We start from the raw sequence: 23,912 nt of genomic DNA on the forward strand, positions 1-23,912 counted from the left end.
CGGGCCGTTCTCGTTCGGGTCAGGGGGCGGGGCGCAGCATCGGGTGCAGTGTCGGTCCGCCCGGGATCCGGAGCGGAGCTCCGTGCGGGGCGAAGCCGTGGCGCAGGTACAGCTCCCGGCTGCGGTCCGAGCTGGCCTCCAGGTAGGCGGGCAGTCCGGTGTCGGCCAGGCGGTGGTCGAGCATGGCCCCGCCGATACCCCGGCCGCGGGCTCCGGAGAGGACACCGATCACCGACAGGTACAGGTGGGGCCCGGTCGGCTGGCGTTCGGCGATGAGCCCTCCCAGGAGGCTGAGCCGTTCCGCGTGGGGTGCGAGGGCGTCGGGCCCCTCCTCGTCGGGGGCCTCGTCCGGAGCGGCCCCGTCCCCCCGGACGGCCCATGCGGAGGCGGACCGCTCCGAGCCGTCCATGAGGACCCCGTCGGAGGCCATGGCCTGGGCGACGGCGTAGCCCATGGCGTACGGCATGGCCCGGGTCCGGCCCTCGGGGTCGGGGAACAGCCAGCGCAGCACGGGGTCGTCGTACATGGCTTCGGCGAGGACGGCGACGGCACGCCCCTCCTGGCCCTTGCGCAGTCTGAGGATCTCCATGCCGAGATCATACGTATGTCTAATACTTTTGTATATTACATTTGTATAGGACGTTTGTATGGGACGGATGTACGGGGCGGGGCTAGGATCAACGCATGGGACACAAGCAGCAGCTGCTGGAAGGGGCCAAGCGGTGCCTCTACACCAAGGGGTACGCCCGTACCACCGCTCGGGACATCGTGGCCGAGTCCGGGACCAACCTGGCGTCGATCGGCTACCACTACGGCTCCAAGGAGGCCCTTCTCACCGCGGCGATGATCGAGGCCGCGGGGGAGTGGGTCGACCGGGTCGCGGGGTCCCTGAAGTCGGACCGTGACACACCCATGGGCCGGTTCGAGGAGACGATGAACCGGCTCGCCCGCTCCTACCCCGAGGTGCGCACGCTGGTGGCCGCCAACTTCGAGGCCCTCGCGCAGATGGACCGGCAGCCCGAACTGCGGGCGCAGCTCGTCGAGGGGCACGCCGCGGCCCGGCGGGCGCTGGCCGCCGTGGTGCTCGACGTGCCCGAGGAAGAGGTCACCCCGGAGCAGGAGAGTGAACTCGGCGGCCTGCTGCTCGCCCTGATCCCGGGCACGATGGCATTGTTCCTGATCGATCCGGACCGCGGTCCCGATGGCACCGGGCTCGCCGCGGGGATGCGTCACCTCGCCTGAGGAGCCTCCCTTGACCGAATGTGTAAGTCAGTGCTTACATATTCCCCATGGACGTCATGGAGGCGATCGGAGAACCGAACCGTCGGCGCGTGGTCGAGGTCCTGGTGGCGGGCGAGCGCTCGGCCGGGGAGATCGCGGACGGGTTCGACATCAGCCGTCCCGCCGTCTCACAGCACCTGCGCGTGCTGGTCGAGGCCGGGGTTCTACGGGTGCGCGACCAGGGGCGGCAGCGCTTCTACTCGGTCGACGCGGCCGCGCTGGACGAGGTGGGCGACTGGCTCGAAGCCCAGCGCGGACGGTGGAAGACGGCGCTCGACGCCCTGGAACGAGTGATGGACGAAGGAGAGTCATGACGACCCCGACCCCGGATTCCCTGCGTGGAACACTCGGCATCGGTGCGGACGGCGCGTTCCGGATCCGCTTCGAGCGCGTCCTCGCGCACACCCCCGAGCGGGTGTGGGAGTGGATCACCGACCCCGAGAGGCTGGTGCTCTGGCTCCCCGGCTGCACGATCGACCCCAGGGTCGGCGGCGCGGTCAGTTTCGACTTCGGCGACGAGGGCGCGGCCACCGGGGTGGTCAGCGAGGCCCTACCGCCGGGGTCGAAGGGGGTGCTCGTGCACACCTGGTGCTGGGAGGGCGTCCCCGACTCGGTGGTCCGCTGGACTCTGGAAGCCGTGCCCGGGGGGACCCGGCTCACGCTCGTGCACGGTGAACTGCTCCCCGAGCCCGCGGCCGACTTCGCCACCGGCTGGCACGTGATGCTCGACGCCCTGGCGCTGGCGGCTGACGGCAAGCCCACGGATGACGCCTGGAACGCGGTCGGCGAGGTCGCCGAACTCTACGCCCGGGTGGGTGAGGGCTCAGCGCTCTCCTGAGAGGGCGCTCCGCTCCTGTTCCGCGATGGCCTGGAAACCGGCGAGCAGGCAGCGCAGGCCGAACTCGAAACGGCTCTGGCTGAAGGGCGTGCCCCCTTCGCCCATGGCCTCGGTGAGTCTCGTCGCCTCCAGGCGGGCCTGCTTGATCTCGGGGAGCATGGCCGCGGAGGGGTTCGGCACGCGGTCGACGGACTGCGTGTGGACGGTGGCGGCCCCGAGCACGTAGGCGTCCAGGCTGTCGATCATGTCGAACTTGACCTGCGCGGGCAGCCCCGTGCCGTCGAAGACCCGCAGCGCCGAGTCCAGCCAGGTGACCGAGGCCGGGCCGAAGTCGTGGTTGGCCTGGCGTAGCTCCATCACCCACGGCTTCTCGCGGAAGGTCACCCAGTCGTCTCGGGCCCAGGTGGCCAGCTTCTCCAGCCAGGTGCCGGGCAGCTCGTGGGGGAGGCCGTCCTGGGCGATCACGGTGTCCAGGATCAGGGTCTCCAACACGGTGCGGTTGGCGACGTAGGTGTACAGGGTTCCGGGGGCGACCTCCAGTCGTTCGGCGAGGCTGCGCATGGACAGGGCGCGCAGCCCCCGGGCCTCGATGAGTTCCACCGCGGTGCTGACGATCCGCTCCCGGTTCAGCCGCCGCCGGGGGCCCGGCGTGCGGCGTCCTTCGGCGGCCCCGCCGTTGGTGGGGCCGCCGGTCTCGGGCTCGGGTGTGGTCGGCATGCGCCCAATCTAACCGCTGACCCGGGTCGCCTCCGCTGCCCCGGGAGCTCCGGTGGTCTACCGGCCGCTCAGCTGTCGTGGTCGTTTGCGCAGGCTCAGGCGGCGCAGCAGCACCTCGAAGGGTCCCCGCCTGCCACCGCGCTCCATGAGGGCGGCGACCACCACGGTGACCAGCCAGAGCCCGAGCGCGAACAGGGCCATGGTGAAGCTGGTCAGGTGGGCTCCCAGGCCCAGCCCCCAGGCGGAGAGCACCGGGACCAGCACGATCGAGTGGGACAGGTAGCCGCTCAGCGAACGCTTGCCCAGCGCGGCGACCGAGGTCACCACCACGGGCGGGCGTCCCCGGCGGGTGAGGAACCCGGAGAGCAGGACGAACAGCGCCACGTACCCCAGGCCGCCCGCGAGCCCGCTGGTCCAGGCGGTCAAGGTCATGGCCGTGTCGCTGAGCCCGTAGTAGGGGGCCGGGTCGAAGGCGCCCACGTGCTTGAGCGCTCCGGGCAGCGCACCGGCCAGGCCCAGGGCGGTGCCGATGACGGCCACGCGCCGGATGAGGGTGCGGTGCCGTTCGGGCTCCTCCAGGACGCGGTGCCGGGCCGCCCACATGCCGATCAGGATCGCGGTCGGCAGCACCACGCCGAAACCGTTGATGAACAGCAGCACGACCCAGGTGGGCAGCCGGAACAGCACGGAGACGAGGTAGTTCTCCTCCGCGGCACCGCTGAGCAGGTAGCGTGCGCCCCCGTCGGTGAGCGCGACGGCCTCCCCCGCCGGGCTGAGGACCGTGATCAGGGCCAGCGCCGCGGCGGCCGCCGCGAACACCAGGGCGAGCAGGCCGACCCCGGTGAGGATGCCCGCGCGCAGCCGCCGCTCGCTTCCGCGCAGGAACAGGGCGCACAGCACCAGGCCGATGAGGCCGTAGGCGGCCAGGACCTCGGTGCTCAGCAGCAGGGCGGCGTGTACGAAACCGAAGGCGAACAGCCAGCGGTTGCGGCTGCGGATGGTCGCGGCCGCCTCGTCCTGGGTGGCCCCGGCGGCCATCCGGCGGGTGAGGGTCTGGACGATCCCGTAGCCCACCAGGAAGGCGAAGAGCGGATAGACCCGCACGTCGAGCAGGGCGAGCATCAGGAACTGCGTGACGCTGTCCGCGACCGAGGTCGGGTCCGGGTAGTTGTCGGAACGCGTGTAGTCCCCGGCGTACAGGAAGAAGGCGGTGTTGGACAACAGGATCAGCAGGAGCATTCCGCCCCTGGCGAAGTCGGGTGCCAGTAACCGTGGCGCTGCCATCAGAGGTCCCCCGTCATATCTTTGAACACTGTTCAGAATTGTAGGCGGACCGCGGTCCGCCTACAAGGCCGGATCCGGCTGAGAGGGCTCGGGCGGGGGTCGGGCGATGGCCGGGTCGGGGCGGGCCCCGGGCGTCGAACGCGTCATGCGCGCGGTGGCCCGCGCCCACCACGAGACCGGCGTCCCCGTCACCGTGCACACCCGCCCGGTGTCCCCGTCACCGTGCACACCCACCCGGTGTCCCAGACAGGGCTGCTGGTCAAGCAGGTCATGTGCGACGAGGAGGGCGTGGACCCGGGCCGCATCGTCCTGGGCCACAGCGGTGACACCACGGACACCGACCACCTCGCCCGGCTCGCCGACGCCGGGTTCGTCCTGGGCATGGACCGCTTCGGCCTGAACTTCGACACCACCTTCGAGGCCCGCGCGGACACCCTGGTGCGGATGTGCGAGCGGGGCTACGCCGAACGCATGGTGCTCTCCCAGGACGCCGCCTGCTTCAACGACTGGCTCGACCCGAACGTCATGGCCTTCCTGCCCCAGTGGAACTACCTCCACCTCGGCGAGGAGGTCCTCCCGTACATCCGCGAGCGCGGCGTGGCGGAGGCCCAGATCGAGGCGATGCTCGTGGACACCCCCAGGGCGTTCTTCGAGGGCGGTCTCCCCAAGTACTGACCCTCTCCACAAACTCCATCGGACCTCTGGCTCTGTCAGACCCCCGGCCTGCGCCGGGGGTCCGTTTTTCTGTCTCCACATTGATGTGTGATTGACGATGGTGTGTAACGCACACTATCGTGTGAAGCATGAAGCAAGACGAGCTCCTGGCCGGACACCTTCAGGAACTGCGGCGCGGCACGGTGGTACTGGCCTGCCTCGCCACGCTGGGGCGGCCGCACTACGGCTACGCCCTGCTGGAGACCCTGGACAAGGCCGGGTTCTCGGTGGACGGAAACACGCTCTACCCGCTGCTGCGGCGGCTGGAGAAACAGGGTCTGCTCACCAGTGAGTGGAACACCGAGGAGGCGCGGCCGCGCAAGTTCTACCAGGTCAGCCCGGACGGTGAAGTACTGCTGGAACAACTGACGCGGGAGTGGCACGTGCTGGACGGCGCGATCCGGGCTCTCGGACAAGGGGAACCCGATGAGTGAAGGCAAGACCGAATCCACGCTGACCGACCGCTACGTCTGGAGCGTCACCCGCCACCTCGACTCGGAGGCCGGTCCGGACGTGGCCCGTGAACTGCGCGGGTCCATCCTGGACACGATCGAGGCCAAGGTCGAGGCCGGTACCGACCCGGCCAAGGCCGAGGTGGAAGCGCTCACCGAGCTGGGCGACCCCGACGCGCTGGCCCGTGGGTACGGGGGCCGTCCCCGGTACCTGATCGGGCCGGGGTTGTACCCGGGCTACGTCCGTCTGCTGAGGACGCTGCTGGGGATCCTGCTGCCGCTCGGGCTCACGCTGGCCCTGGTCGAGAGGCTGCTGTCCGGCGCGGACGGTTTCGGGGACACCGCGCTGGCCGCGGCGGGCGCCCTGTTCGTGACCGCGGTGCACGTCTGCTTCTGGGTGACCCTCGCCTACGCGGTGGTGGAGCGGTCCCGCCCCGCGGACAAGCGTGAGGAGCCGCTGGTCGCCTGGGACACCAAGCAGCTCCCGGAGGAGACCCCGTGGCGCCAGGTCGGGCTGGGGGAGACGCTGTTCCAGGTGGCTCTGCTGGGACTGGTGATCTTTCTCCTGACCTGGCAGTTCACCGGGGTCTCCGACCCGTCTTCGCAGGTTCAGGTGCTCAACCCGGACCTCGCCCTGCCCTGGGCGGTGCTGCTGGTGGGCCTGATCGCGGTCGAGGCCGCCGTGGCCGTCGGCGTCTGGTGGACCGGCCGGTGGACCCCGGCACTGGCGGTGGGCAACGTCCTCGCCGGAGCCACCTGGGCCACCGTGGCCGTGTGGCTGCTGCTCCAGGGCCAGCTGATCGTCGCCGACCTCCCGGAACGCGTCGGCGCGGTCTTCGGGGTCCCCGCCGACTGGTCGGTGGCGACTTTCCCGATCGCGGTCGCGGTGGTCGCGATCGCCCTCTGGGACATCGCCTCCTGCCTCCACAAGACCCGCCAGGCCGCCCTCCGGGCCTGATTTCGCAGCTGAACGGCGCCTGACCGGCCGTCCCGGGAAATCCTCCCGTGGCGGTCAGTCCTGTGTACCGGCGATGTCGGCCTGGACCTCCCGCGCTTCTTCGAGAGCTTCGGTGTGCGCTTCGCTTTCCTGCTGGTTCACCAGGCCCTCGCAGACCCGGACGGCCTCGTCCACTGCGGTCACCGCCTCCTGCTGCCGATCAACCTCGGCCAGTACCTCAGCCTGGGTTCGTAGGGTGAAGGCGAGAAACAAACCGTGTTCGAGCGGCTGTTCCGTGCCCAGCGGGCGCATGATCCGCACGGCCTCCGTGATGAGGGGGACGGCCTCGGCGTCGCGGTCCAGCCAGTACAGCGCGAGGGCCTGGCTAGAGAGGGCGTCGGCCAGACGCGGGCGGTGGGCCTGAGGGTCGCCGACGACCAGCCGACGGTACCCGGACACGGCTTCGGTGAGGAGGGGGAGGGCCTCCTCCTCGCGCTCCAGTTGCAACAGGTGGTCCCCGTGGTTGACCAGGCACCTGCTCAGCTGCTCCAGGTGGGACTCGGGGTCCTGCTCGGCTAGGGGGCGCAGCAGTGTGATGGCTTCGGTGCGGCTGAGGAGACCTTCGTCGTGTCGGCCGAGCGTACGCAGAGTATTCGCCCGGTTGGACAGCGCGATGCAGAGCCCCTGAACGTTCGCGGCCGGGTCCTTTTCGAACAGCGCGCGCTCCAGGGCGAGGGCTTCCTCGGTGAAGGGCAGGGCCTCCTCATCCCGGTTGAGTTTGCTCAGGTAGCGCCCTTGCCTGAGTAGGACGCGGGAGAGGTCGTCGTCCCAGTCCTCTTGACCTCCATCCATGAGTTTTCGGACGAGGGCGATGGCTTCGGAGTTGAGGGTACAGGCCTCTTCCGTGCGCCCCAGGTGGTCAAGGGCGAGGCTCTGGTCATCGAGAGAGTCCATGAGGTCGTAGGTATGGTGGCCCGGATCCTTCGCTTCCAGGGAGCGAAGGAGCCGTACTGCCTCCCCGAAGGGCCTCAGGGCTTCCCCGTCCCGGTCCAGGTCGGATAGGCAGAGCCCTTGCATATGGAGAGCGTCCGCGAGGCTCTCTGTGTGCGCGTCGGGGTCCGTGCGTACCAGTACGCGCGTGAGAGCGACTTGCTCGGTCACGGCACGCAGGGCGTCGGCCTGACGGTTCAGCCCGCGCAGGATCCAGGCCTGAGTGTTCAGGGCTGCGGCGAGGAGGTCCCTGTCGTGTTCGGGGTTCCGCTCCACGGCGTCCCGCTGGAGGGAGACCGCTTCGGTGCTCGGACGCAGGGCTTCCTCACTGCGCCCCCGGCCATGGAGATCCAGCGCCAGGTTCCGCAGTGAACTGGCGAGGATGTGCCCGTGGGCGACCGGGTCCTGTTCCGCGAGGACACGGCGAAGGGCGACGGCCTCTTCGTCGAAGGGCAGGGCCTCCTCTTCCCTGTCCAGGCGGGACAGGTAAAGGCCCATTCGGTGGACAGCGAGAGCGAGGCCCGCTCGATGGGCCCCGGGGGCCTGCTCGGCCAGGGCGCGGTAGAGGTCCAGTGCCTCGGAGCCCACGGCCAGGGCTTCTTCCGACCGTTCGAGGTCGTCCAGGTCTAGGGCCAGTTCCTGGAGGCTGTCGGCGAGGTCCACCCGGCGGGTGTCCGGGTCCTGCTCGGCCAGGTCACGGTAGAGGGCGACCGCCTCGGCGGTGGCGGCGCGGGCCTCCTCGTGCAGTTTGAGCTCTCTGAACTCCTTGGCGCGCCGCCGTAGGGATTCGGCGTGCGCGGTCGAGTCCGGACCGGCTCCTGCCAGCTGTTTCGTGGCCACCAGGGTTCGCGGAACTCCGACGACGGTGTTCTGTTCGTCGGGACTGGCTTCCGGAGTCCGGTCCGTGTGCGGTGGCCAGGCGGTGTCCGGGTCGACCCCGTCGAGGGCTTCGAGGACCTCGGCCAGGTCCGGCCGCTGGTCCGGGTCGCGCTGCCAGCACCGCACGATGATCTCCGCCAGATCGGAAGGGAGCTCGGGAGAGACCTCCGGATCGGTGGTGAGCAGGCGGGCCAGACTGCCCATGACTGTCGGGGTCTGGAACGGGTTGTCCCCGGTGGCCGCGTAGTGCAGCACGGTTCCGTAGGTGAAGACGTCGGAGGCCGGGCCGGACAGGTTCGGGTCGTCGGAGGCCTGTTCCGGGGACATGTAGGCGGGGGTGCCCACGATCGTCCCGGTGCGGGTGATGTGGGTGTCCTCGGCGGGCAGGGCGACCCCGAAGTCGATGATCCGCGGCCCTTCCGAGTCCACCAGGATGTTGGCCGGTTTCAGGTCCCGGTGGGCCAAACCGGTCCTGTGGATGGCGAGCAGGCCCTCGGCCAGACCGGCGGCCAGCACCCGGAGCGAGGCTTCGGGGAGCGGTCCGTGTTCGTTGACCACCGTGAACAGTGAGGGGCCGGGGATGTAGGCGCTGACGATCCAGGGCTGTTCGGTCTCGGTGTCGGCGTCCACCACCTGGGCGGTGTGGAAACCGCCGACACTGCGGGCCGACCGCACCTCACGGACGAGGCGCTTGCGGAACTCGGTGTTCCGCAGGTGCTCGGAGTGGACGACCTTGACGGCGACCCGGCGCCCGGACCGGGTCTGCCCCAGGAAGACGCGGCCCATGCCGCCGCTGCCGAGGACATGGGTGAGACGGTAGGGGCCAACACTCTGGGGGTCGTTCGGGCCGAGAGGCTGCACTACGGTCCGCTTTCATGGGGAGACTGGGGGCCGGATCCACTGTAGTGATGCGGTTGTGGGGCGTTTGGTTCGCCCGTGAACAGCGCATACGAAAGAGGTCCGGACGGAGAACTCCGCCCGGACCCCGTGGCCTGACCGCCTGCACTCGATCAGCCCTGTGCGCCGACCTGCGACAGCCGGCTCACAACAGGAACAGACTCGCCACCCAGATCGCCGCGAAAGCAGCCACACCCTCGATGAGGGTGGCCACCGTGAGGGTCCGGTAAGCGGTCGCGACCGGGATTCGGCTCAGCTGCGAGACGACCCAGAAGTAGGAGTCGTTGGCGTGCGAGACCACCATCGCGCCGGCACCGATCGCCAGCACACTGAGGACCATGCCTTCCGGCGAACCCAGGCCCAGCGAGCCGAGCATGGGCGCGATCATCGCCGAGCTGCTCACGATCGCCACCGTCGACGAACCCTGGGCGGTCTTGAGCGCCGCCGCGATCAGGAACGGCACGGCCAGGCCGATGCCCAGGCCGCTGAGGTTGTCCGAAAGGAACTCGGTCAGCGGGGAGGCGGCGAGCACACCGCCGAAGGCGGCACCGGCACCGGTGATGAGCAGGATCGGCGCTGCGATACGCACGGAGTCGTTGATCTGCTCGTTGAACCGGGCGAGTTTGCCGTGGCCGCGCAGCAGCATGACGGCGGAGAGCAGACCGAGGACGAGCGCGATGACCGGGGTGCCCAGGAAGGACACGACGTCGAACAGGGCGCCGTCGCCGATCGGCTGCGCGGGCAGCTTCACGACGGAGCCGACGCAGATCAGGACCAGCGGGAGCAGGATCGGGAAGAAGGCGAGGAAACCGTTCGGCAGCTTGCCGTAGCTCTCGCGCAGCTCGTCGTAGGACTGCTCGCTGATGTCCGCGGCGTCCTCGGCCGGGATCGGGGTGAACTCCTTGCGGGAGAAGAAGCTCGCGTAGGCCAGACCGGCGAGCGCGGCCACGGCGGAGACCGGCAGACCGATGGCGATGATCATGCCGAGGTTGTCGGTGATGCCGATGTTCTCGGCGGCCGCCAGCGGACCCGGGGTCGGTGGGACCAGGGTGTGCGTGGCGTACAGGCCGGTCATCAGCGCGATGGAGGTGGCCAGGGCGGACACCCCGGTGCGCAGGGTGATCGCCTTGCGCAGCGAGTTCAGGATGACGTACCCGGAGTCGCAGAACACCGGGATGGAGACGATGTAGCCGATGAGCGACATCGTCAGGTTCGGGAACCGGGTGCCGAGAATCCTGATCAGACCCTCGGCCATCGCGATCGCTGCGCCGGAGCGCTCCAGGATCACGCCGATCATCGTGCCGAAGAGGATGACCAGGCCGATGTTGCCCAGCGTGTTGCCGAACGCCGTGGTCACGGTCGGGACGATCTCCGCCAGCGGGAGCCGGTAGAGGAACGCGCCGAGGACGGCGGCGCCCATCAGCGCCAGGAACGGGCTGACTTTCCACCTCGCGGTGACGAGCACGATGCCCGTCACCAGGAGGAGGAGAATGACGAGGTCAAGCACGGGAGTGGTCCTTAAGGGGTGACCGGATCCGGGTCGGGTTCCGGTTGTCCGGGGTGGTGTGCGAGCAGACGACAGCAGTTGAACGCTGCCCAGGTGATGGCGGGGACGGCCTCGTCCCGCATCTGGTCCAGGGTCCGGGGGCCCCGGGCGATGGAGAACGCCGCGGTGATCCCGGAGCGGCGGAGCTCGTCGGGGCCGACCGACACGCTGCCGGCGATCACCACGACGGGCACGTTCTTGGGGGTGAGGCGGCGGACCGCGTCGACGACCTTGCCGCCCAGGGACTGGCTGTCGAAGCTGCCCTCGCCGGTGAGGACGAGGTCGGCGCGGGCGAGCAGCTCCTCCGCGCCCAGGACCTCGGCGACCATCTGTGAACCGGGCAGGACCTCGGCGCCGAGCAGGGCAGTGAGGGTGACGGGCATACCGCCTGCCGCACCCATGCCGGGCACGTCCCGAAGATCGTTGCCGGTGGTCTGCTCCAGGACGTCGGCCAGCCGGTCGAGCCCGGCGTCGAGGACGCGCACGTCCTCGGGGTCGGCGCCCTTCTGCGGGCCGAAGACGGCGGCGGCGCCCTCGGGGCCGACCAGCGGGTTGGTGACGTCACACGCCACCCGCCAGCGCACGGTGCGGGCGCGCGGGTCCAGCCGGTCCAGGTCGAGGGAGGCCAGGTCGCCGAGGCGGCCGCCGCCGTCGGGGAGTTCGGTGCCGTCCGAGGCGAGGAAGCGGGCGCCGAGCGCGCTCAGCATGCCGGTACCGCCGTCGGTGGAGGCCGAACCGCCGATGCACAGCAGGATCTCCGCCACACCCCGGTCGAGGAGCGCGGTGACCAGGGCTCCGACGCCCCGGCTGCTGGCGGTACGGGCCTGGAGGGGGACGTCGGCGACGCCGGGCAGCCCGTTGGCCTCGGCGGCCTCGATGACCCCGGTGGTGCCGTCGGGGGAGATCCCGAAGCGGGCCCGGGTCGGGCGGCCGAGGGCGTCGGTGGTGTCCACCGTGAGCGGTTCGGTGCCCCAGGCACCGAGGAGGGCGTCCAGGGTGCCCTCACCGCCGTCGGCGAAGGGCAGGGTGTCGACGGACACGGGGATGCCCTGGTCGGTGTACGCCTCGCGGGCGCCGTCGGCCATGGCCCTGGCGGCCTCCACGGCGGAGGCGCTCCCCTTGAACGAGTCGGGGATCACCACGACACGGACGGCTGGGGTGGCGTCAACGGTCTCGTCATGTGCGTGCAACTCGGTGGACATGAGCCAGATCATAGAACCCGGTTCGGTGCGTTTCGACGGTGTAGAGCCCAGACTTCCTGCGCTTTTACTCTGGAGGTATGTGCGAAATGCCCAGTGCGGCTTCCGCGTACAGACACATGTGCACCGTGGTCAGGTGATCCGGCCGCCGGATGTCCAGCCCGGTGGCGTTCCGGATGCGGTCCACGCGCTGGAGCAGGGTGTTGCGGTGCACGAACACGGCGTCGGCCGCCTCGCGCATCGAACCGGCCGAGGCCATCGCGGACACGGTCCGGCGCTGCGCCTCGCTGAGCGACGCGGTCCGGGCGGTCATCCGGGTGAGGGTGCGGCGGGGCAGGTGGGCCACGGACACGGCGATCTCGCGCGACCACGGCTCGGCGCGCCCGATCCGGGGGATCAGCCCCGCGTACCGGCACAGCGCCCGGGACTCCTCGGCGTAGGCCATCAGCGCGTCCACGTCGTCGGTGGCGGGGGTGCGCGTGTGGCGGCTGTCCGCGGGCAGGCCCGGGGAGTCCGCCGCGGGCGCCCGGCCGTGCCCGACGATCCACAGCGCGCCGTGCAGGACGGCCGCCCGCCGTGCGCCGTCGCCGTTCACCCTGGCGGCGGCGCTCTCCGCCGTCGGGGGCGGGGCGACCCCGCCGCCGGGTCTCGGGTCGCCCGCCGCCCACAGGGCCAGTGACCACGGCGGCTGGAGCCCGGTTGCGGCCAGCCGGGCCCGGGCGTCGTCCGGGCGGGTCGTCCCCGAGCTCAGCGCCGCCACCAGGTCGCGGGCCTCTGTGTGCCGCCTGCTCGCCGCGTCCTGCTCGTGCTCCTGGGCGATGAGCAGTTGAACGGTGAGCGCGACCACCCGGGCCAGGTCCTCGACCTCCCGGGGGTTGCCGGTGACCCCGACGACCCCGCGCAGCTCGCCGTCGATCATCAGGGGTTCGTTGGCACCGGGCCGGTCGGACGTCCCGGGTTCGGGCACGTTCACCAGCACGCTGCGGCGCTCGGCGATGACCCGCTGGGCTCCGTGGTGCAGACTGCCCACCCGGCCGGGTTCCATGCACGCGATGATCGTGCCGTGCTCGTCCATCACGTTGATGTTGTGGCTGATGGTCGGTGCGATGAGGTCGACCACCCGCTGTGCGAGTTCACTGCTCAGCGGCGCCCGCCGACGGTCTTCGGTCATGCCTGCCAGGATATTGACGCATCACCCGAACCCCTGTTCGGCACGAGGGTGTTGGCTGAGGCCGTGGAGGTGGGGCGCCGTCGGCGGGGCAGGTTTCCGGCCGCCCGGCGGGCTCTCGCTACGATGACGCGCGAAGCCCTGTTCCCCAAGGGTTTCGCGAGGACACCCGAAGGATCGGACCCACGCGGATCCTTCGCACGTGGAATCGTCCCCCGACCAGGAGAGACCAGGTGCCTCATGCCCGCAGAGCCGCTGCCGCCGCGCCATTCCCGCTGGATGCGCTGGGGCGCGTCCGCCCTGGGAAGCATCGGATTCGGCGCTGGGGCCGTCGCGGTGTTCGTCAGTGACAACGGGCTGGGGACGGTGGCACTCATCATCGTCGGCGCGGTGCTCCTGCTCTTCCCGTTCTTCGAGCACCGGATCCAGGGGGTGGAGGTCGGCGGCACCAAACTGCTGCTCCGGGCGGAGGAGCACCAGCGCAGAGCCGATGCCGCAGAGCTCAGAGGAGACCTGGTGACGGCCTCCAAGGAACGCGTGAAGTCCCAGGAGCTGCTGGCAACGCTGGCGGAGGAGTACCGGTGGACGCGCAGGCTGATGGAGCCCGGTGCGGAGCGGGCCCGCAAGATGGAGGACTTCATGCAGCGGGCGCGGCGGGCGACGTCGCGGCGCCCGCTCACCGCTGAGGAAGTGCGCGAGTGGCTGCGGTCGGCGGACACCGAGACCCGGGTGGTCGGCCTCGCCGCCATGCAGGAACGTCCCGACCTCAGGGACCTCGGCGCGCTGAGCGAAGTCTTCGACACCGCCGCGAACGCCTTCGAACAGGCCCACAGTATGGATGTCCTGACCGAGATGGTTCCCACGCTCACCTCGAACGAGCGCGAGACACTCAGGCAGTTGGTACTGCGTCACCGGGCGAGCACCTTCGGGCCCTCCACAAACCGGTGGTCGATGTCGGAACGGCTCCTCACCGCGATCGATGACCAGACCAGGTCGGCTGACCAGACCGAGCCCGCCGACAAGGATCGCCCCCTCGATGCGACGGCCGAAAAGTAGACCGCAGCAACCCCGGGAGCTGACATGGACGATCTTCTCGAAGCGCGGCTGAAGCGCTGGTGGTGCGAGCGGCCGGTCATCCGCACCATCGACGAGGCGCGGGAGTTCGTGCACGACGTCGGGTTCGCCGTGCTGTTCGGCGGGGACCGGCCCACCTACCCCTGCCTGCGGGAGGTCTCCCGCGACGACGAGGCCGAGGTGCTCTCCACCGGAATGGGAGCTGACTTCGAGGCGATGTGGGGATGGAAGGACGAGCTTCCGGCCCGGGGCCAGGCCTGGCGCGGTAGGTTCCTCGGGACCCGGCAGACGATGATCAGCCCCGACCTGCTCGCCGACCTGTACGCCTACCCGGGCGAGCCGGACGACTTCACCCGGTGCGGGCACCTGAGCCCGGGCGCCCGCGACCTGGCCCGGACACTGCTGCTCCAGGGGCCGATGACCACGCGGGCGCTGCGGGCAGCGCTCGGGGTGGGCAGCAAGGAATCCGACCGCTACGTCACCGAGCTCGGCCGCGAACTGCTGATCACCGGTTACGGCTGTGACGACTCCGGCCCCGGCTGGCCCGCCTCGGTGGTGGAGCTGACCTCCCGCGCCTTCGACGTGCCGGAGGAGGGCGACCGGGAGGCGAGGGACGCCTCCGCCGCCGCCCGCTTCCTGGACACCATGGTCGAGGCGGCCCCGCGCGAACTCCAGCGCGCCTTCCGCTGGGACCGGGACCGGGCCCACCGAGCCCACACCAGGGCCACCCCCGCGTAGACGGCCGCCGTGCCCGCGAGGAGGACGAGGGAGAGCAGCCACTCGCGGGAGCCGTCCGGGCCGTAGACCCGGTTGGCGGCGCCCGCGTCGACGGCCGGGACCGGCTCGCCCTCCCGGCAGGTGTCGTGTCCGGCGGCGTGCAGGTAGACGTTGCGGTCCGTCCCCCCGGTGTCGGGGCGGAAGGCTCCGTTGCAGGTGCACGACTCGTGCCCGGGGTGCTGGACGCAGCTGAGGCCGGTGGCGGTGAACACTCCCGGAGCGCCCTCGCCGCGCGCGGCCCTCAGGCTCTGGTCGAGTCCGGCCAGTCCCACGTAGGCGACGGCGGCGGCCAGGAGCAGCAGGGCCAGGGAGAAGGGGAGGGAGGGACGGGAGGGGTGACGGGGTCCGGAGTCGGCGTTGGGTGCGGAGTCGCGCTCAGCCATGGGATGACTCCTCCTCACTTCCGTCGGTACGGGAGATCTGGAGGGCCAGCAGGGCGCCCACCGCGCACAGCGCCGCCGCGATCAGCCACACCGGGCCGTAGCCGCCGGTCAGGTCGCGGGTGAATCCGCCCAGCACCGCCATGGTCCCCGCGCCCACCTGGTGCAGGGCGTTGATCCACCCGAAGACGATGGCCCCGTCCGCGCCGAAGACCCGGCGGCACAGCAGGATGGTCGGCGGAACGGTCGCCACGTCCAGCAGGCCGAAGACCACCACGAAGGCCACCAGCGCGGTTCCGGCGTCCGGGCCCAGCAGAGCGGGCAGCGCGGCCAGCAGCAGCCCCCGGCCCGCGTAGTAGGCGACCAGCAGGCGGCGCGGGTCGAAACGGTCGGTCAGCCAGCCGGAGAGCACCGTTCCGACCAGTGAGAACACCCCGATCACCGACACCAGTGCGGCGGCCGCGGTCACGGCCATGCCCTGGTCCTGCGCGGCGGGCACGAAGTGGGTCCACATGAGGCCGTTGGTGGTCGCCCCGCAGACCGCGAAGGTCCCGCCGATCACCCAGAACCGTCGGCTGCGCACGGACGCGAACAGAACCCCGACCGTCCGCCGGGCCGCGCCCCGCTCCGCCTCCGGCCGGGGCACGTCCGTCTTCGCGCCGTAGGGTCGAAGTCCGAGGTCGGCGGGGTGGTCGCGCAGCAGCAGGGTGACGAGCACCGCCGTCGCGGTGGCGGTCAGGGCCAGCGTCACCAGGACCGGTCGCCATCCCTGCTGGTCCACCACCCACGCCAGGGCGGGCAGGAAGACCAGCTGCCCGAAGGCGCTCGCCCCGGTCAGCGCGCCGACGACCAGGCCGCGCCGCTCCAGGAACCAGTGGTGGGCGACGGTCGCGGCGAAGGTCATCGCCAGCGAACCGGTGCCCGCGCCGATCAGCAGCCCCCAGTAGAGCGTCAGCTGCCAGGGCGCGGTCATCACGGTCGTCAGCCCGGAGCCGAGCACGATCACCGCCAGCGCGGCCAGGGCGATCCGGCGGATGCCGAACCGGTCCATCAGCGCCGCCGCGAACGGCGCGACCAGTCCGTAGACGATCATGTTGACCGAGGCGGCCAGCCCGATCGAGGCGCGCGACCACCGGTACTCGGTGTGCAGCGGCTCCACGAGCAGCCCCGGCATCGCGGTGAAGGCCGCCGCGGCCACGATGGCCAGGCCCGCGGCCAGCGCGACCACCCAGGCGCGCTGGACGCGTGCCGACCGGCGCTGACGTTCGGAGGCCCCGGAGGCCGTGGAAGCACTGCGGGGAGCGGTTCTGGAAGACATGCCCCCAGGCTCGTCTTCCGGGCACGCCAGAAACAGTGGCCGGAAAGCCAACAACCGAAAGAATCAGGCCATAGAGTGAAGGCATGAGCTTGGAAGTATTGAGGGTGGCGGCATGAACGTCTTCACCCGATCCGACCGCCACCGCGTGGCCGTGTTCGTGCGGCACGGCGTACTGCCCATCGAGGCGGGCATCGTCCACCGCCTCTTCGGCCGGGTCCGCGGGGCCGACGGCCGACCGCTCTACGAAGTGGCCACCTGCGCCCTGGAACCGGGCGTGATCGGCACCGACTCCGACTCCGACCTCACCCTCAACGTCCGGCACGGCCCCGAAGCCCTCGCCGAGGCGGACACGGTGATCCTGCCCGCCGCCGAAGAGGACTACGGCGAACGCCCGCACGACCCCATCGACCCCGCACTGGCCGCCGCCCTCACCCGGGTCGGCGAGCACACCAGGATCGCCTCCATCTGCTCGGGCGCGTTCGTGCTCGCCGCCGTCGGACTCCTGGACGGCTGCCGGGTGACCACGCACTGGATGTCCGCCGGGTACTTCCGCGCGATGTACCCGCACATCGACCTCGACCCGGACGTGCTCTACACCGACAACGGCCGGGTGCTCACCTCCGCCGGGGTCGCCTCCGGCATCGACCTGTGCCTGCACATGATCCGCACCGACCACGGCACCGCCGTCGCCAACGAGGTCGCCCGCAACACCGTGGTCCCGCCGCACCGCGACGGCGGCCAGGCCCAGTACATCAAGCTGCCCGTGCCCGCCCCGGAAAGGTCCGCGACCGCCCGCACCAGGGCCTGGGCCCAGGAGAACCTGCACCTCCAGCCGGGTCTGGCCGAGATGGCCGAACGGGAGGCGATGAGCGTGCGCACGTTCACCCGCCGCTTCCGCGAGGAGACGGGCATGTCCCCGGGCCAGTGGCTCACCCAGCGCAAACTCGACCTGGCCCGCCAGCTCCTGGAGGGCTCGGACCTGCCGGTGGACCGCATCGCCGACCGGGCCGGGTTCGGCACGGGAACGTCGCTTCGGCAGCACATGCAGGCCGAGCTCGGGGTGTCGCCCAGCGCCTACCGCCGTACCTTCCGGGGGACGGCGAACGCTGAGTCCGCGGAGTCCTGACCGCCTAGGCGCGGGTTGCCTCCTCGACGACCCGAACCGGGGCTCCGGCGAAGAAGCCCTCCACGTCCTCCAGGGCCTGGGTGAAGTAGGTGCGGTAGTTTTCCCGGGTCACGTACCCCAGATGCGGAGCGAGCACCGTGTTGGGGGCGCTGAGCAGGGGGTCGCCCGCAGGCAGGGGCTCAGTGTCGAAGACGTCCAGGCCCGCGCCGCCCAGCCCTCCTTCGCGCAGGGCCTTGAGCAGCGCCTCGGTGTCCACCAGGCCCGAGCGCGCGGTGTTGACCAGGAGCGCCCCGGGCTTCATCTTCGCCAGCTCGGCCGTGCCGATGACGTGCCGGGAGCGATCGCTCAGTCGCAGGTGCAGCGACACGATGTCCGAACCGGCCAACAGCTCGTCCTTGGACACCGCTTCCACACCGAGGTCCGCGGCCCGGGCGGGATCGAGGTTCCGGCTCCAGGCCAGCACCCGCATACCGAAGGCCTGACCGACCGCCGCGACGCGCGCGCCGATCTTCCCCAGGCCGACCAGCCCGAGGGCCGCCCCCTCCAGGTCCCCGCCGAGCGTGCTCTGCCACCGTCCCTCGCGCACGGCCCGGTCCTCGGTGAGCAGGTTCCGGCGCAGCGCGGTGATCAGCGCCCAGGTGAGCTCGGCCGGGGGCGCCGAGGAGGACTCCGTCCCGCACACGGTCACCCCCAGCCCGGGTTCGATCGCGCTGTTCTTCATCCCGGTCGTGACCACCAGACGCAGCCCCGGCAGCCGCTCCACGACCCGGCGCGGCAGCGGGGTGCGCTCACGCATCAGCACCACCGCGTCGCAGCCGCCGAGCCACTCCACGAGCTGGTCCTCGTCGCGCACCGGCTCGCGGTACACCCTCAGTTCCAGGTCGAGCGCGGAGTTCTCCCAGGGGGCCAGTGATGCCGAGACACCCTGGTAGTCGTCGAGGATCACCACTCTGATCGTCATCGCGTCACTCCGTCACTCCGTCATTCGGCTCTGTCGGCCATCGACCGCGCCCGTCGTGGTCAGCCGCGGTTCAGCCGCGGCGGTTCCACTCATGGGTACTCAGTTCGTAGGAGCGTACGCGTGCGGCGTGGCCGGGGGCGATGGCGGCCACCGAGGTCCTGTCGGCGCCCGTGCCGCCCCGGGTCTGCGCCGCACCCTCCCGGACCCGCGCCACAGCGACGAGTTCGGGGGTTCGGGGAGGTCAAGGTTGCGATTCGGGACAAGCCGACCCTGATTCGGCCAGTCGTGCGGGGTTGGCGGTGAGAGTGGGCATGATGCCGACATGGATCGAGTCCTCCCCCCGACGTGGCGGCCCTCCAGCGAAGCCGAACTCGAAGCGGCACTGAACGAGGGCGCGTTCACCGAGACGCCCAAACGCGAGGCCAAACAGCAGCTCCGCAGCTCCAAGGACCAGGCCAAGGACATGGCGTCGTTCGCGATCGACGGCGGGTTGATCGTGGTCGGGGTCCGGGAGATCAAGACCGAGGGCAGGTTCGAACTGGCCCCGGTCGAGTGGGTCGACCAGATCCTGGAGACCCCGGCCCGGATCGCCGCCTCCTCCTGCGACCCGCCGCTCCAGGTCTCGGTGGACTGGCTGGAGAGCGCCCTGCCGGGCCACGGCTACCTGCTCATCGAGGTGCCCGCCTCCCCGCTGGCCCCGCACATGGCGGGCGGCGCGTACTACGGGCGCGGCGACCGGGAGAAGCGGCGCCTGCCCGACGCCGAGGTGGAACGGCTCATCCGGGCCAGGGACACCTCCCTGGACGTGGTGCGCACCGCGCTGCGCGAACAGGTGCAGAAGGACCCCTTCCCCGAGGGCGAACTGGCCCACCTGCACGTGGTCGCGCTGCCCTCGCGCCGCATCCCCGGCATGTTCAAGGCCTGGACGGCGGCCGAGGACGCCCGGCCCCTGCTGTTCGACCTCGTCCGCGACGGGATCTCCGCGCGCACCCGCGAGCGCGGCGGCGAGACCGCCCTGGTCGCCCCGGAGTTCGGGGACCTGTGGTCCGGGTTCCGCACCGCGGGCGGTGTGGGCATCGCCAGCCAGACCTCCGCGCAGGCCAGGGAACAGAACGACCTGCGCTTCATCGTCCGCGAGCGCGGCGAGGTGTTCCTGTACTGCGGCCGGTCGGCCGACCGCCGGTACGGCCAGCACCTGATCTTCGACGGCGCCCTGGCCTTCCGGGTCCGCGCCTTCCTCGACCTGCTCGGCAGCCTCTCCAAGGAGGCCGGGTACGGCGGCAGCTGGGACGTGGGCGTGGCCGTCACCAACCTGCACGGGGTGTCCGCCTGGGCCGACGACCGGTACCTGTCCCCGGGCGTGGAGTACGACGCCGAACGCTACGAACAGGTCACCCGGGTGCCCCAACTGGAACTGGAGAAACCCGGCAGCGCCACGGACCGCCTCGTCGGTGAGCTGCTCCGCTCCCTGGGCAACGCCTCGGCCCACTCGGAGCTGCTGACCGACCCGGAATGAGCTCGGCGCAGGGTGTCCGCGCGGTGAGGTGGCAAGCTCGGAGCGACCGGCGATCCGTCCCTGGAGGTACCGAAGATGGCCAGCAAGCTCACCGAACTCGGCGTCGACTGCGCCGATCCGACCGCCCTCGCCCGGTTCTGGTGCTCGGTCCTCGAATACGAGGTGCACGACGTGGACGAGGCCGACGGAACCGTCACGATCGGTCCGCCCCGGGCCCTTGGCGGGGACCGGCCCGGCCCGGTGCCGCCGGTCCTGACGTTCGCGCGCGTGCCCGAGGCCAAGACCGTCAAGAACCGGCTGCACCTCGACGTCAGCCCCGCCGACCGCGAGCAGGACGAGGAGGTCCACCGCCTGCTCGAACTGGGCGCCCGGTACGCCGATGTCGGTCAGGGCACCGAGAGCTGGGTCGTACTCGTGGACCCGGAGGGCAACGAGTTCTGCGTCCTGGCCGACCGCCGCCCCTGACCTTCAGAGCTCCTCCAAGGGCTGGACCCGGGTGGCGGTGATGGTGGGCAGGGCGCCCGGGGCGGCACGGCGGATCCGGCCGTGCACGGCCAGCAGCCGTGACGTGAACACCGCCCCGGCGGAGTGCCGCTGGGTGTCGGAGAACAGGGCTACCTCGATGACGCCGCTGCGGTCCTCGACGCTGGTGAAGATGACGCGTCGGCCCGAGCGGGTGGGCGGGGTCTGGGTGCAGACCCGGACCCCCGCCACCAGCACCCGGGCGCCGTCGGGCAGCCGGTGCAGGTCTCGGGCCTGGACCAGGTTCCTGGTGGAGGCCAGCTCGGCCAGGCGCGCCGTGTAGGGGTCCAGCCGGTGCCCGGAGAGCTCGTAGCCCAGGGTGCGGAGTTCCTCGGCGACGCGTTCGGTGTGGGTCATCGGCGCGGAGCGTCCCGCGGGCACGGTGGTGGGGGTGTCGTTCAGTGAGAGCTGCCCGGGGGTGTCGCCAGGACTGCCCGCGGGCCTGTGGTGGGCGCGGGCCAGGGAGTGGGCGTGCACGAGGACGTCGCGTCGGTCCGGGGCGTCGGGCGATCCGTCGGCCCCGGTCAGGGCGTCCAGGCCACCGGCCAGAATCAGGTTGTCCAACGCCTCCCTGGACAGGCCGCCCCGGGTGATGAGGTCCCGCAGGTCGACGAAGGGGCGACGGGCCAGCAGACGGCCGAGTTCGGTCCCGGTGAGGGCGGCCAGGTCGGCCAGGGCCGGACGCAGCCCCCACCGCCGCTCCCCGGTCCGCTCCACACTCCAGTGCCGCTGGGAGGCGTGCAGGTCCAGGCCGAGCACGTGCACCCCCATGCGGCGGGCGTCGTTGAGGAGCACCCGGCGCGGGTACATGCCGGGGTCGTGGGTCATCAGGCCCGCGAAGAACGCCGCCGGGAAGTGCCGCTTGAGCCACGCGCTCTGGTAGGTGGGCAGGGCGAAGGCGGCCGCGTGCGCCTTGCAGAAGCCGAAGTCGCCGAACGCCGCCACCAACCGCCAGGTGTCCTCGACGGTGCGGTCGTCGTGTCCGCGTTCGACCATCCGGGTGCGCACCTCCTCCTCCACCTCGCGGCGCCCCTGGTCGGTGGCGAGCGCGCGCCGCATCGCCTCGGCCCGATCCAGCCCGCACCCGGTCATGGTGTCGACGGCGTGCAGGAGCTGTTCGTGGAAGAGCAGCGCGCCGCCGGTCTCGGCCAGGACCGGAGCCAGTGCGGGGTGGGGGAGCGGGGGCGGGCAGCCGCCGTCGCGGGCCCCGAGGTAGGCGGCGACCATGTCGGTGCCCATGGGGCCGGGCCGGAACAGGGAGATGTCGGCGATCAGGTCCGCGATCCCGCGCGGGCGCAGCCGGGAGACCAGTTCGCGCTGGCCCGGGCTCTCGATCTGGAAACAGCCCAGGGTGTTGGACGCCCCGACCATGTGGGCGGTGGCCGGGTCGCCGTCCGGCAGGGCCTCCAGGTCCGGCCGCTGCCCGGTGGTGCGGTCGATCTCGTCCAGGCTGTGGGCGAGGGCCGACTGCATCCGCACCCCCAGGACGTCGAGTTTGAGCAGCCCGAGGTGCTCCACGTCCTCCTTGTCCGCCTGGACCATCGGGTACCCGGCACCGGAGGGCTGTGTGGGCACCCTCTCGCCCAGGGAGCGGTCGGACAGCACCAGCCCGCAGGGGTGCATCGCCACGTGCCGGGGCAGGCCGGACAGGCTCTCGGCGAGCGCGAAGAGCCTGCGTACCTGCTCGCTGTCCAGACCGTCCAGGCCGCGCAGCTCGGGGAGTTCGCGGGCGGTCTCGCTGATCCGGGAGGCGCGCACCCGGGGGAAGACCGAGGCGATGCGGTCGACCTCGGCCGCGGGCATCGACAGCGCGGTCCCGGCGTCCCGCAGGGCGCTGCGGGCCCGGTAGGTCTCCGTCATGGCCACCGCCGCGCTCGCCCCGGGGTGGGAGGCGATGACCGCGTCGTAGGCCTCCAACCTCCTCGCCGACTCCACGTCCAGGTCGATGTCGGGCAGGCCGGGGCGGCTCGGGGTGCAGAAGCGCTCGAACAGCAGACCGTGGTCCAGGGGGTTGGTCGCGGAGATCCCCAGCAGGTGCACGGTGAGGCTGCCCACCGCCGAACCCCGGGCGGAGCAGCGGATCTGCTTGTCCCGGATGGCCCGGGCGGCGTCGGCGACGGTGAGGAAGTAGCTGTCCAGGCCCAGCCTGGCGATGGTCTCCAGTTCCTGCCGTGCGCGTTCGTCCGCGCGCCGGTCGCCTGCCAGGCCCAGCCGGGCGGCGCCTTCAAAGACGCGGTTCCGTAGTTCGGCCCGGGCCTGAGCGCGTTCGGGCAGGTGGAGGCGGCCCCAGCCCAGATCGGCCCCGGGGTCCAGCGCGCAGGAGGCGGCCAGCGCCAACGTGTGCGCGATCAGCCGCCGGGCCCGGGTCCGGTCCCCGGCGCACACGCCGACCGCGGCCCGGAACATCTCCTCGCCGGAGGCCAGGTGGGCCCGGTCGGTGCGCGGGTCGGGCCGGTAACCGCCGGGGGCGTGCTGCCGGATCCGGTCCAGGGCACGCGCCACCCCGGCCCGGTCGGGGTTCGGGTAGCGCACGGCGTTGGTGAGGACCACCAGGAGGTGTTCGTCCTCGGCCAGGCGGACCATGTCCCGGGCGGTGCGCCGCTGCCCGGAGGCGCCGTGGTCGTGCGGGGCCAGGGCGGTCTCCACGCCCAGCTCCCGCCAGGAACGCAGCAGTTCACGGGCGTGCGACGGCCGGTCCTGGGCCAGCGCGCGGCCCACGTCGGAGTCGGAGCCGAGCAGTGCGACCAGGCCTTCGCGGTGTTCGGCCAGCTGCTCGAAGGTGACCGCCACGGGCGCGGCCGCATGGTGCACCCGGGTGACCAGACGGCACAGGTTCGCCCAGCCCCGAGCGCCGCGGGCCAACAGCACGATGCGTCCGCCCCCGGGCGAGGCGAGGGCGAGGTCGACCCCCACCACGGGCCGCACCCCGGTCGCGGCGCAGGCCCTGACGTGCTCGGCGACCCCGAAGAGACCGTCCCGGTCGGTCAGGGCCGCCATCGGCTGGTCGTCGAAGGCGGCCCGCTCGACCAACGCGGCGGGCGGGGCGGTCCCGTGCCGGAACGAGAACGCCGAGGCGACGCGCAGATGCGCGAACACCGGTCCCCCCTCTCCGCCTGCGAACGCAGCCGAAGGGGAAGACGCTGCTCATCGAACGTGTGTTCGACAACTGTAACCCACAATGATCACTCCGGGCACACGAGAACCCCAGGTCCGGGCCGGTACGGGCGCGCTCGGCCGGTGCCAGGAAGGCCTGTGGCGGTGCGGCAACAGTGGCCAAGACGTGATGATCCCTTCACGGGACAGGGCCGGGGAACCGGCACTATGAACCAGACCGCA

Annotated in this window: 22 protein-coding genes; 11 read left to right on the forward strand and 11 right to left on the reverse strand. The window is 71.4% G+C overall.

Annotated elements, in window-relative coordinates:
- Positions 1-19: 19 nt before the first annotated feature.
- Entirely contained in the window at positions 20-589 is a 570-nt protein-coding gene (locus NE857_RS03035) for a GNAT family N-acetyltransferase (RefSeq protein ID WP_254419681.1), read from the reverse strand.
- Positions 590-684: 95 nt separating this feature from the next.
- Here NE857_RS03035 and NE857_RS03040 point away from each other — a divergent pair, with 95 nt between their 5' ends.
- From NE857_RS03040 to NE857_RS03050, 3 genes are read left to right on the forward strand one after another with little or no spacing between them, the layout of a single operon-like run.
- On the forward strand, positions 685-1,242 hold the full coding sequence (locus tag NE857_RS03040) for a TetR/AcrR family transcriptional regulator (protein WP_254419682.1): 558 nt from the start codon (positions 685-687) through the stop codon (positions 1,240-1,242).
- Positions 1,243-1,289: 47 nt separating this feature from the next.
- Positions 1,290-1,595, forward strand: a complete 306-nt coding sequence (locus NE857_RS03045) for an ArsR/SmtB family transcription factor (RefSeq protein WP_254419683.1) — start codon at positions 1,290-1,292, stop codon at positions 1,593-1,595.
- A complete protein-coding gene (locus NE857_RS03050) occupies positions 1,592-2,119 on the forward strand; it encodes an SRPBCC family protein (RefSeq protein ID WP_254419684.1) in 528 nt (175 codons plus the stop codon). The genes NE857_RS03045 and NE857_RS03050 overlap by 4 nt, the downstream gene beginning before the upstream one ends.
- Here the strand turns inward: NE857_RS03050 and NE857_RS03055 are convergent.
- Together NE857_RS03055 and NE857_RS03060 are read right to left on the reverse strand one after the other, a co-directional pair.
- Positions 2,105-2,836, reverse strand: coding sequence for a TetR/AcrR family transcriptional regulator (locus NE857_RS03055; RefSeq protein WP_254419685.1), 732 nt, complete (start codon positions 2,834-2,836; stop codon positions 2,105-2,107). The two genes, NE857_RS03050 and NE857_RS03055, sit on opposite strands and share 15 nt — an antisense overlap.
- 57 nt (positions 2,837-2,893) lie before the next feature.
- A complete protein-coding gene (locus NE857_RS03060) occupies positions 2,894-4,120 on the reverse strand; it encodes a DUF418 domain-containing protein (protein WP_184367653.1) in 1,227 nt (408 codons plus the stop codon).
- Positions 4,121-4,357: 237 nt separating this feature from the next.
- Between NE857_RS03060 and NE857_RS03065 the strand changes: the two genes are divergently transcribed.
- The 3 genes from NE857_RS03065 to NE857_RS03075 all read left to right on the forward strand — a co-directional run bounded on the left by NE857_RS03065 (position 4,358) and on the right by NE857_RS03075 (position 6,244).
- Positions 4,358-4,795 carry a phosphotriesterase family protein gene (locus tag NE857_RS03065; RefSeq protein WP_254419686.1) on the forward strand — a complete coding sequence of 146 codons (438 nt, stop codon included), beginning with the start codon at positions 4,358-4,360 and terminating at the stop codon, positions 4,793-4,795.
- Between the two features lie 128 nt (positions 4,796-4,923).
- On the forward strand, positions 4,924-5,268 hold the full coding sequence (locus tag NE857_RS03070; RefSeq protein ID WP_254419687.1) for a PadR family transcriptional regulator: 345 nt from the start codon (positions 4,924-4,926) through the stop codon (positions 5,266-5,268).
- Positions 5,261-6,244, forward strand: coding sequence for a permease prefix domain 1-containing protein (locus NE857_RS03075; protein WP_254419688.1), 984 nt, complete (start codon positions 5,261-5,263; stop codon positions 6,242-6,244). Before NE857_RS03070 ends, NE857_RS03075 begins: the two co-directional genes overlap by 8 nt.
- Positions 6,245-6,298: 54 nt before the next feature.
- Here NE857_RS03075 and NE857_RS03080 read toward each other — a convergent pair whose 3' ends face one another.
- The 4 genes from NE857_RS03080 to NE857_RS03095 form a co-directional block, all read right to left on the reverse strand.
- Positions 6,299-8,953: a serine/threonine-protein kinase gene (locus NE857_RS03080; RefSeq protein ID WP_254419689.1), complete on the reverse strand. Its 2,655-nt coding sequence runs from the start codon at positions 8,951-8,953 to the stop codon at positions 6,299-6,301.
- Between the two features lie 181 nt (positions 8,954-9,134).
- Positions 9,135-10,496 (reverse strand): GntP family permease, encoded by a 1,362-nt coding sequence (locus NE857_RS03085; protein WP_254419690.1) that lies wholly within the window; start codon positions 10,494-10,496, stop codon positions 9,135-9,137.
- Between the two features lie 11 nt (positions 10,497-10,507).
- Positions 10,508-11,749, reverse strand: a complete 1,242-nt coding sequence (locus NE857_RS03090) for a glycerate kinase (RefSeq protein ID WP_254419691.1) — start codon at positions 11,747-11,749, stop codon at positions 10,508-10,510.
- Positions 11,750-11,801: 52 nt separating this feature from the next.
- Positions 11,802-12,905: a CdaR family transcriptional regulator gene (locus NE857_RS03095; protein WP_254419692.1), complete on the reverse strand. Its 1,104-nt coding sequence runs from the start codon at positions 12,903-12,905 to the stop codon at positions 11,802-11,804.
- A 237-nt stretch (positions 12,906-13,142) separates the two neighbouring features.
- Here NE857_RS03095 and NE857_RS03100 point away from each other — a divergent pair, with 237 nt between their 5' ends.
- Positions 13,143-13,958, forward strand: coding sequence for a hypothetical protein (locus NE857_RS03100; protein ID WP_254419693.1), 816 nt, complete (start codon positions 13,143-13,145; stop codon positions 13,956-13,958).
- A gap of 24 nt (positions 13,959-13,982) precedes the next feature.
- Positions 13,983-14,714 carry an AlkZ-related protein gene (locus NE857_RS03105; protein WP_254419694.1) on the forward strand — a complete coding sequence of 244 codons (732 nt, stop codon included), beginning with the start codon at positions 13,983-13,985 and terminating at the stop codon, positions 14,712-14,714.
- A 414-nt stretch (positions 14,715-15,128) separates the two neighbouring features.
- Here the strand turns inward: NE857_RS03105 and NE857_RS03110 are convergent, their stop codons facing one another.
- Positions 15,129-16,451: an MFS transporter gene (locus NE857_RS03110; protein WP_254419695.1), complete on the reverse strand. Its 1,323-nt coding sequence runs from the start codon at positions 16,449-16,451 to the stop codon at positions 15,129-15,131.
- A 112-nt stretch (positions 16,452-16,563) separates the two neighbouring features.
- On the opposite strand from NE857_RS03110, the gene NE857_RS03115 reads away from it, so the two are divergent.
- The gene (locus NE857_RS03115; RefSeq protein WP_254419696.1) at positions 16,564-17,577 is read left to right on the forward strand and encodes a GlxA family transcriptional regulator; all 1,014 of its coding nucleotides are present in this window, start codon (positions 16,564-16,566) and stop codon (positions 17,575-17,577) included.
- Positions 17,578-17,581: 4 nt separating this feature from the next.
- Here the strand turns inward: NE857_RS03115 and NE857_RS03120 are convergent, their stop codons facing one another.
- Positions 17,582-18,538 carry a D-2-hydroxyacid dehydrogenase family protein gene (locus tag NE857_RS03120; protein WP_254419697.1) on the reverse strand — a complete coding sequence of 319 codons (957 nt, stop codon included), beginning with the start codon at positions 18,536-18,538 and terminating at the stop codon, positions 17,582-17,584.
- 70 nt (positions 18,539-18,608) lie between these two features.
- Entirely contained in the window at positions 18,609-18,752 is a 144-nt protein-coding gene (locus NE857_RS03125) for a hypothetical protein (RefSeq protein ID WP_254419698.1), read from the reverse strand.
- Positions 18,753-18,860: 108 nt separating this feature from the next.
- On the opposite strand from NE857_RS03125, the gene NE857_RS03130 reads away from it, so the two are divergent.
- Together NE857_RS03130 and NE857_RS03135 are read left to right on the forward strand one after the other, a co-directional pair.
- Positions 18,861-20,054, forward strand: a complete 1,194-nt coding sequence (locus tag NE857_RS03130) for an AlbA family DNA-binding domain-containing protein (RefSeq protein ID WP_254419699.1) — start codon at positions 18,861-18,863, stop codon at positions 20,052-20,054.
- 75 nt (positions 20,055-20,129) lie between these two features.
- A complete protein-coding gene (locus tag NE857_RS03135; protein ID WP_254419700.1) occupies positions 20,130-20,519 on the forward strand; it encodes a VOC family protein in 390 nt (129 codons plus the stop codon).
- A gap of 3 nt (positions 20,520-20,522) precedes the next feature.
- Here the strand turns inward: NE857_RS03135 and dnaE are convergent, their stop codons facing one another.
- Positions 20,523-23,672 carry a DNA polymerase III subunit alpha gene (gene dnaE, locus NE857_RS03140; RefSeq protein WP_254419701.1) on the reverse strand — a complete coding sequence of 1,050 codons (3,150 nt, stop codon included), beginning with the start codon at positions 23,670-23,672 and terminating at the stop codon, positions 20,523-20,525.
- Positions 23,673-23,912 lie beyond the last annotated feature (240 nt).

The organism is Nocardiopsis exhalans (genome assembly GCF_024134545.1).
GTDB classification, from domain to species: domain Bacteria; phylum Actinomycetota; class Actinomycetes; order Streptosporangiales; family Streptosporangiaceae; genus Nocardiopsis; species Nocardiopsis exhalans.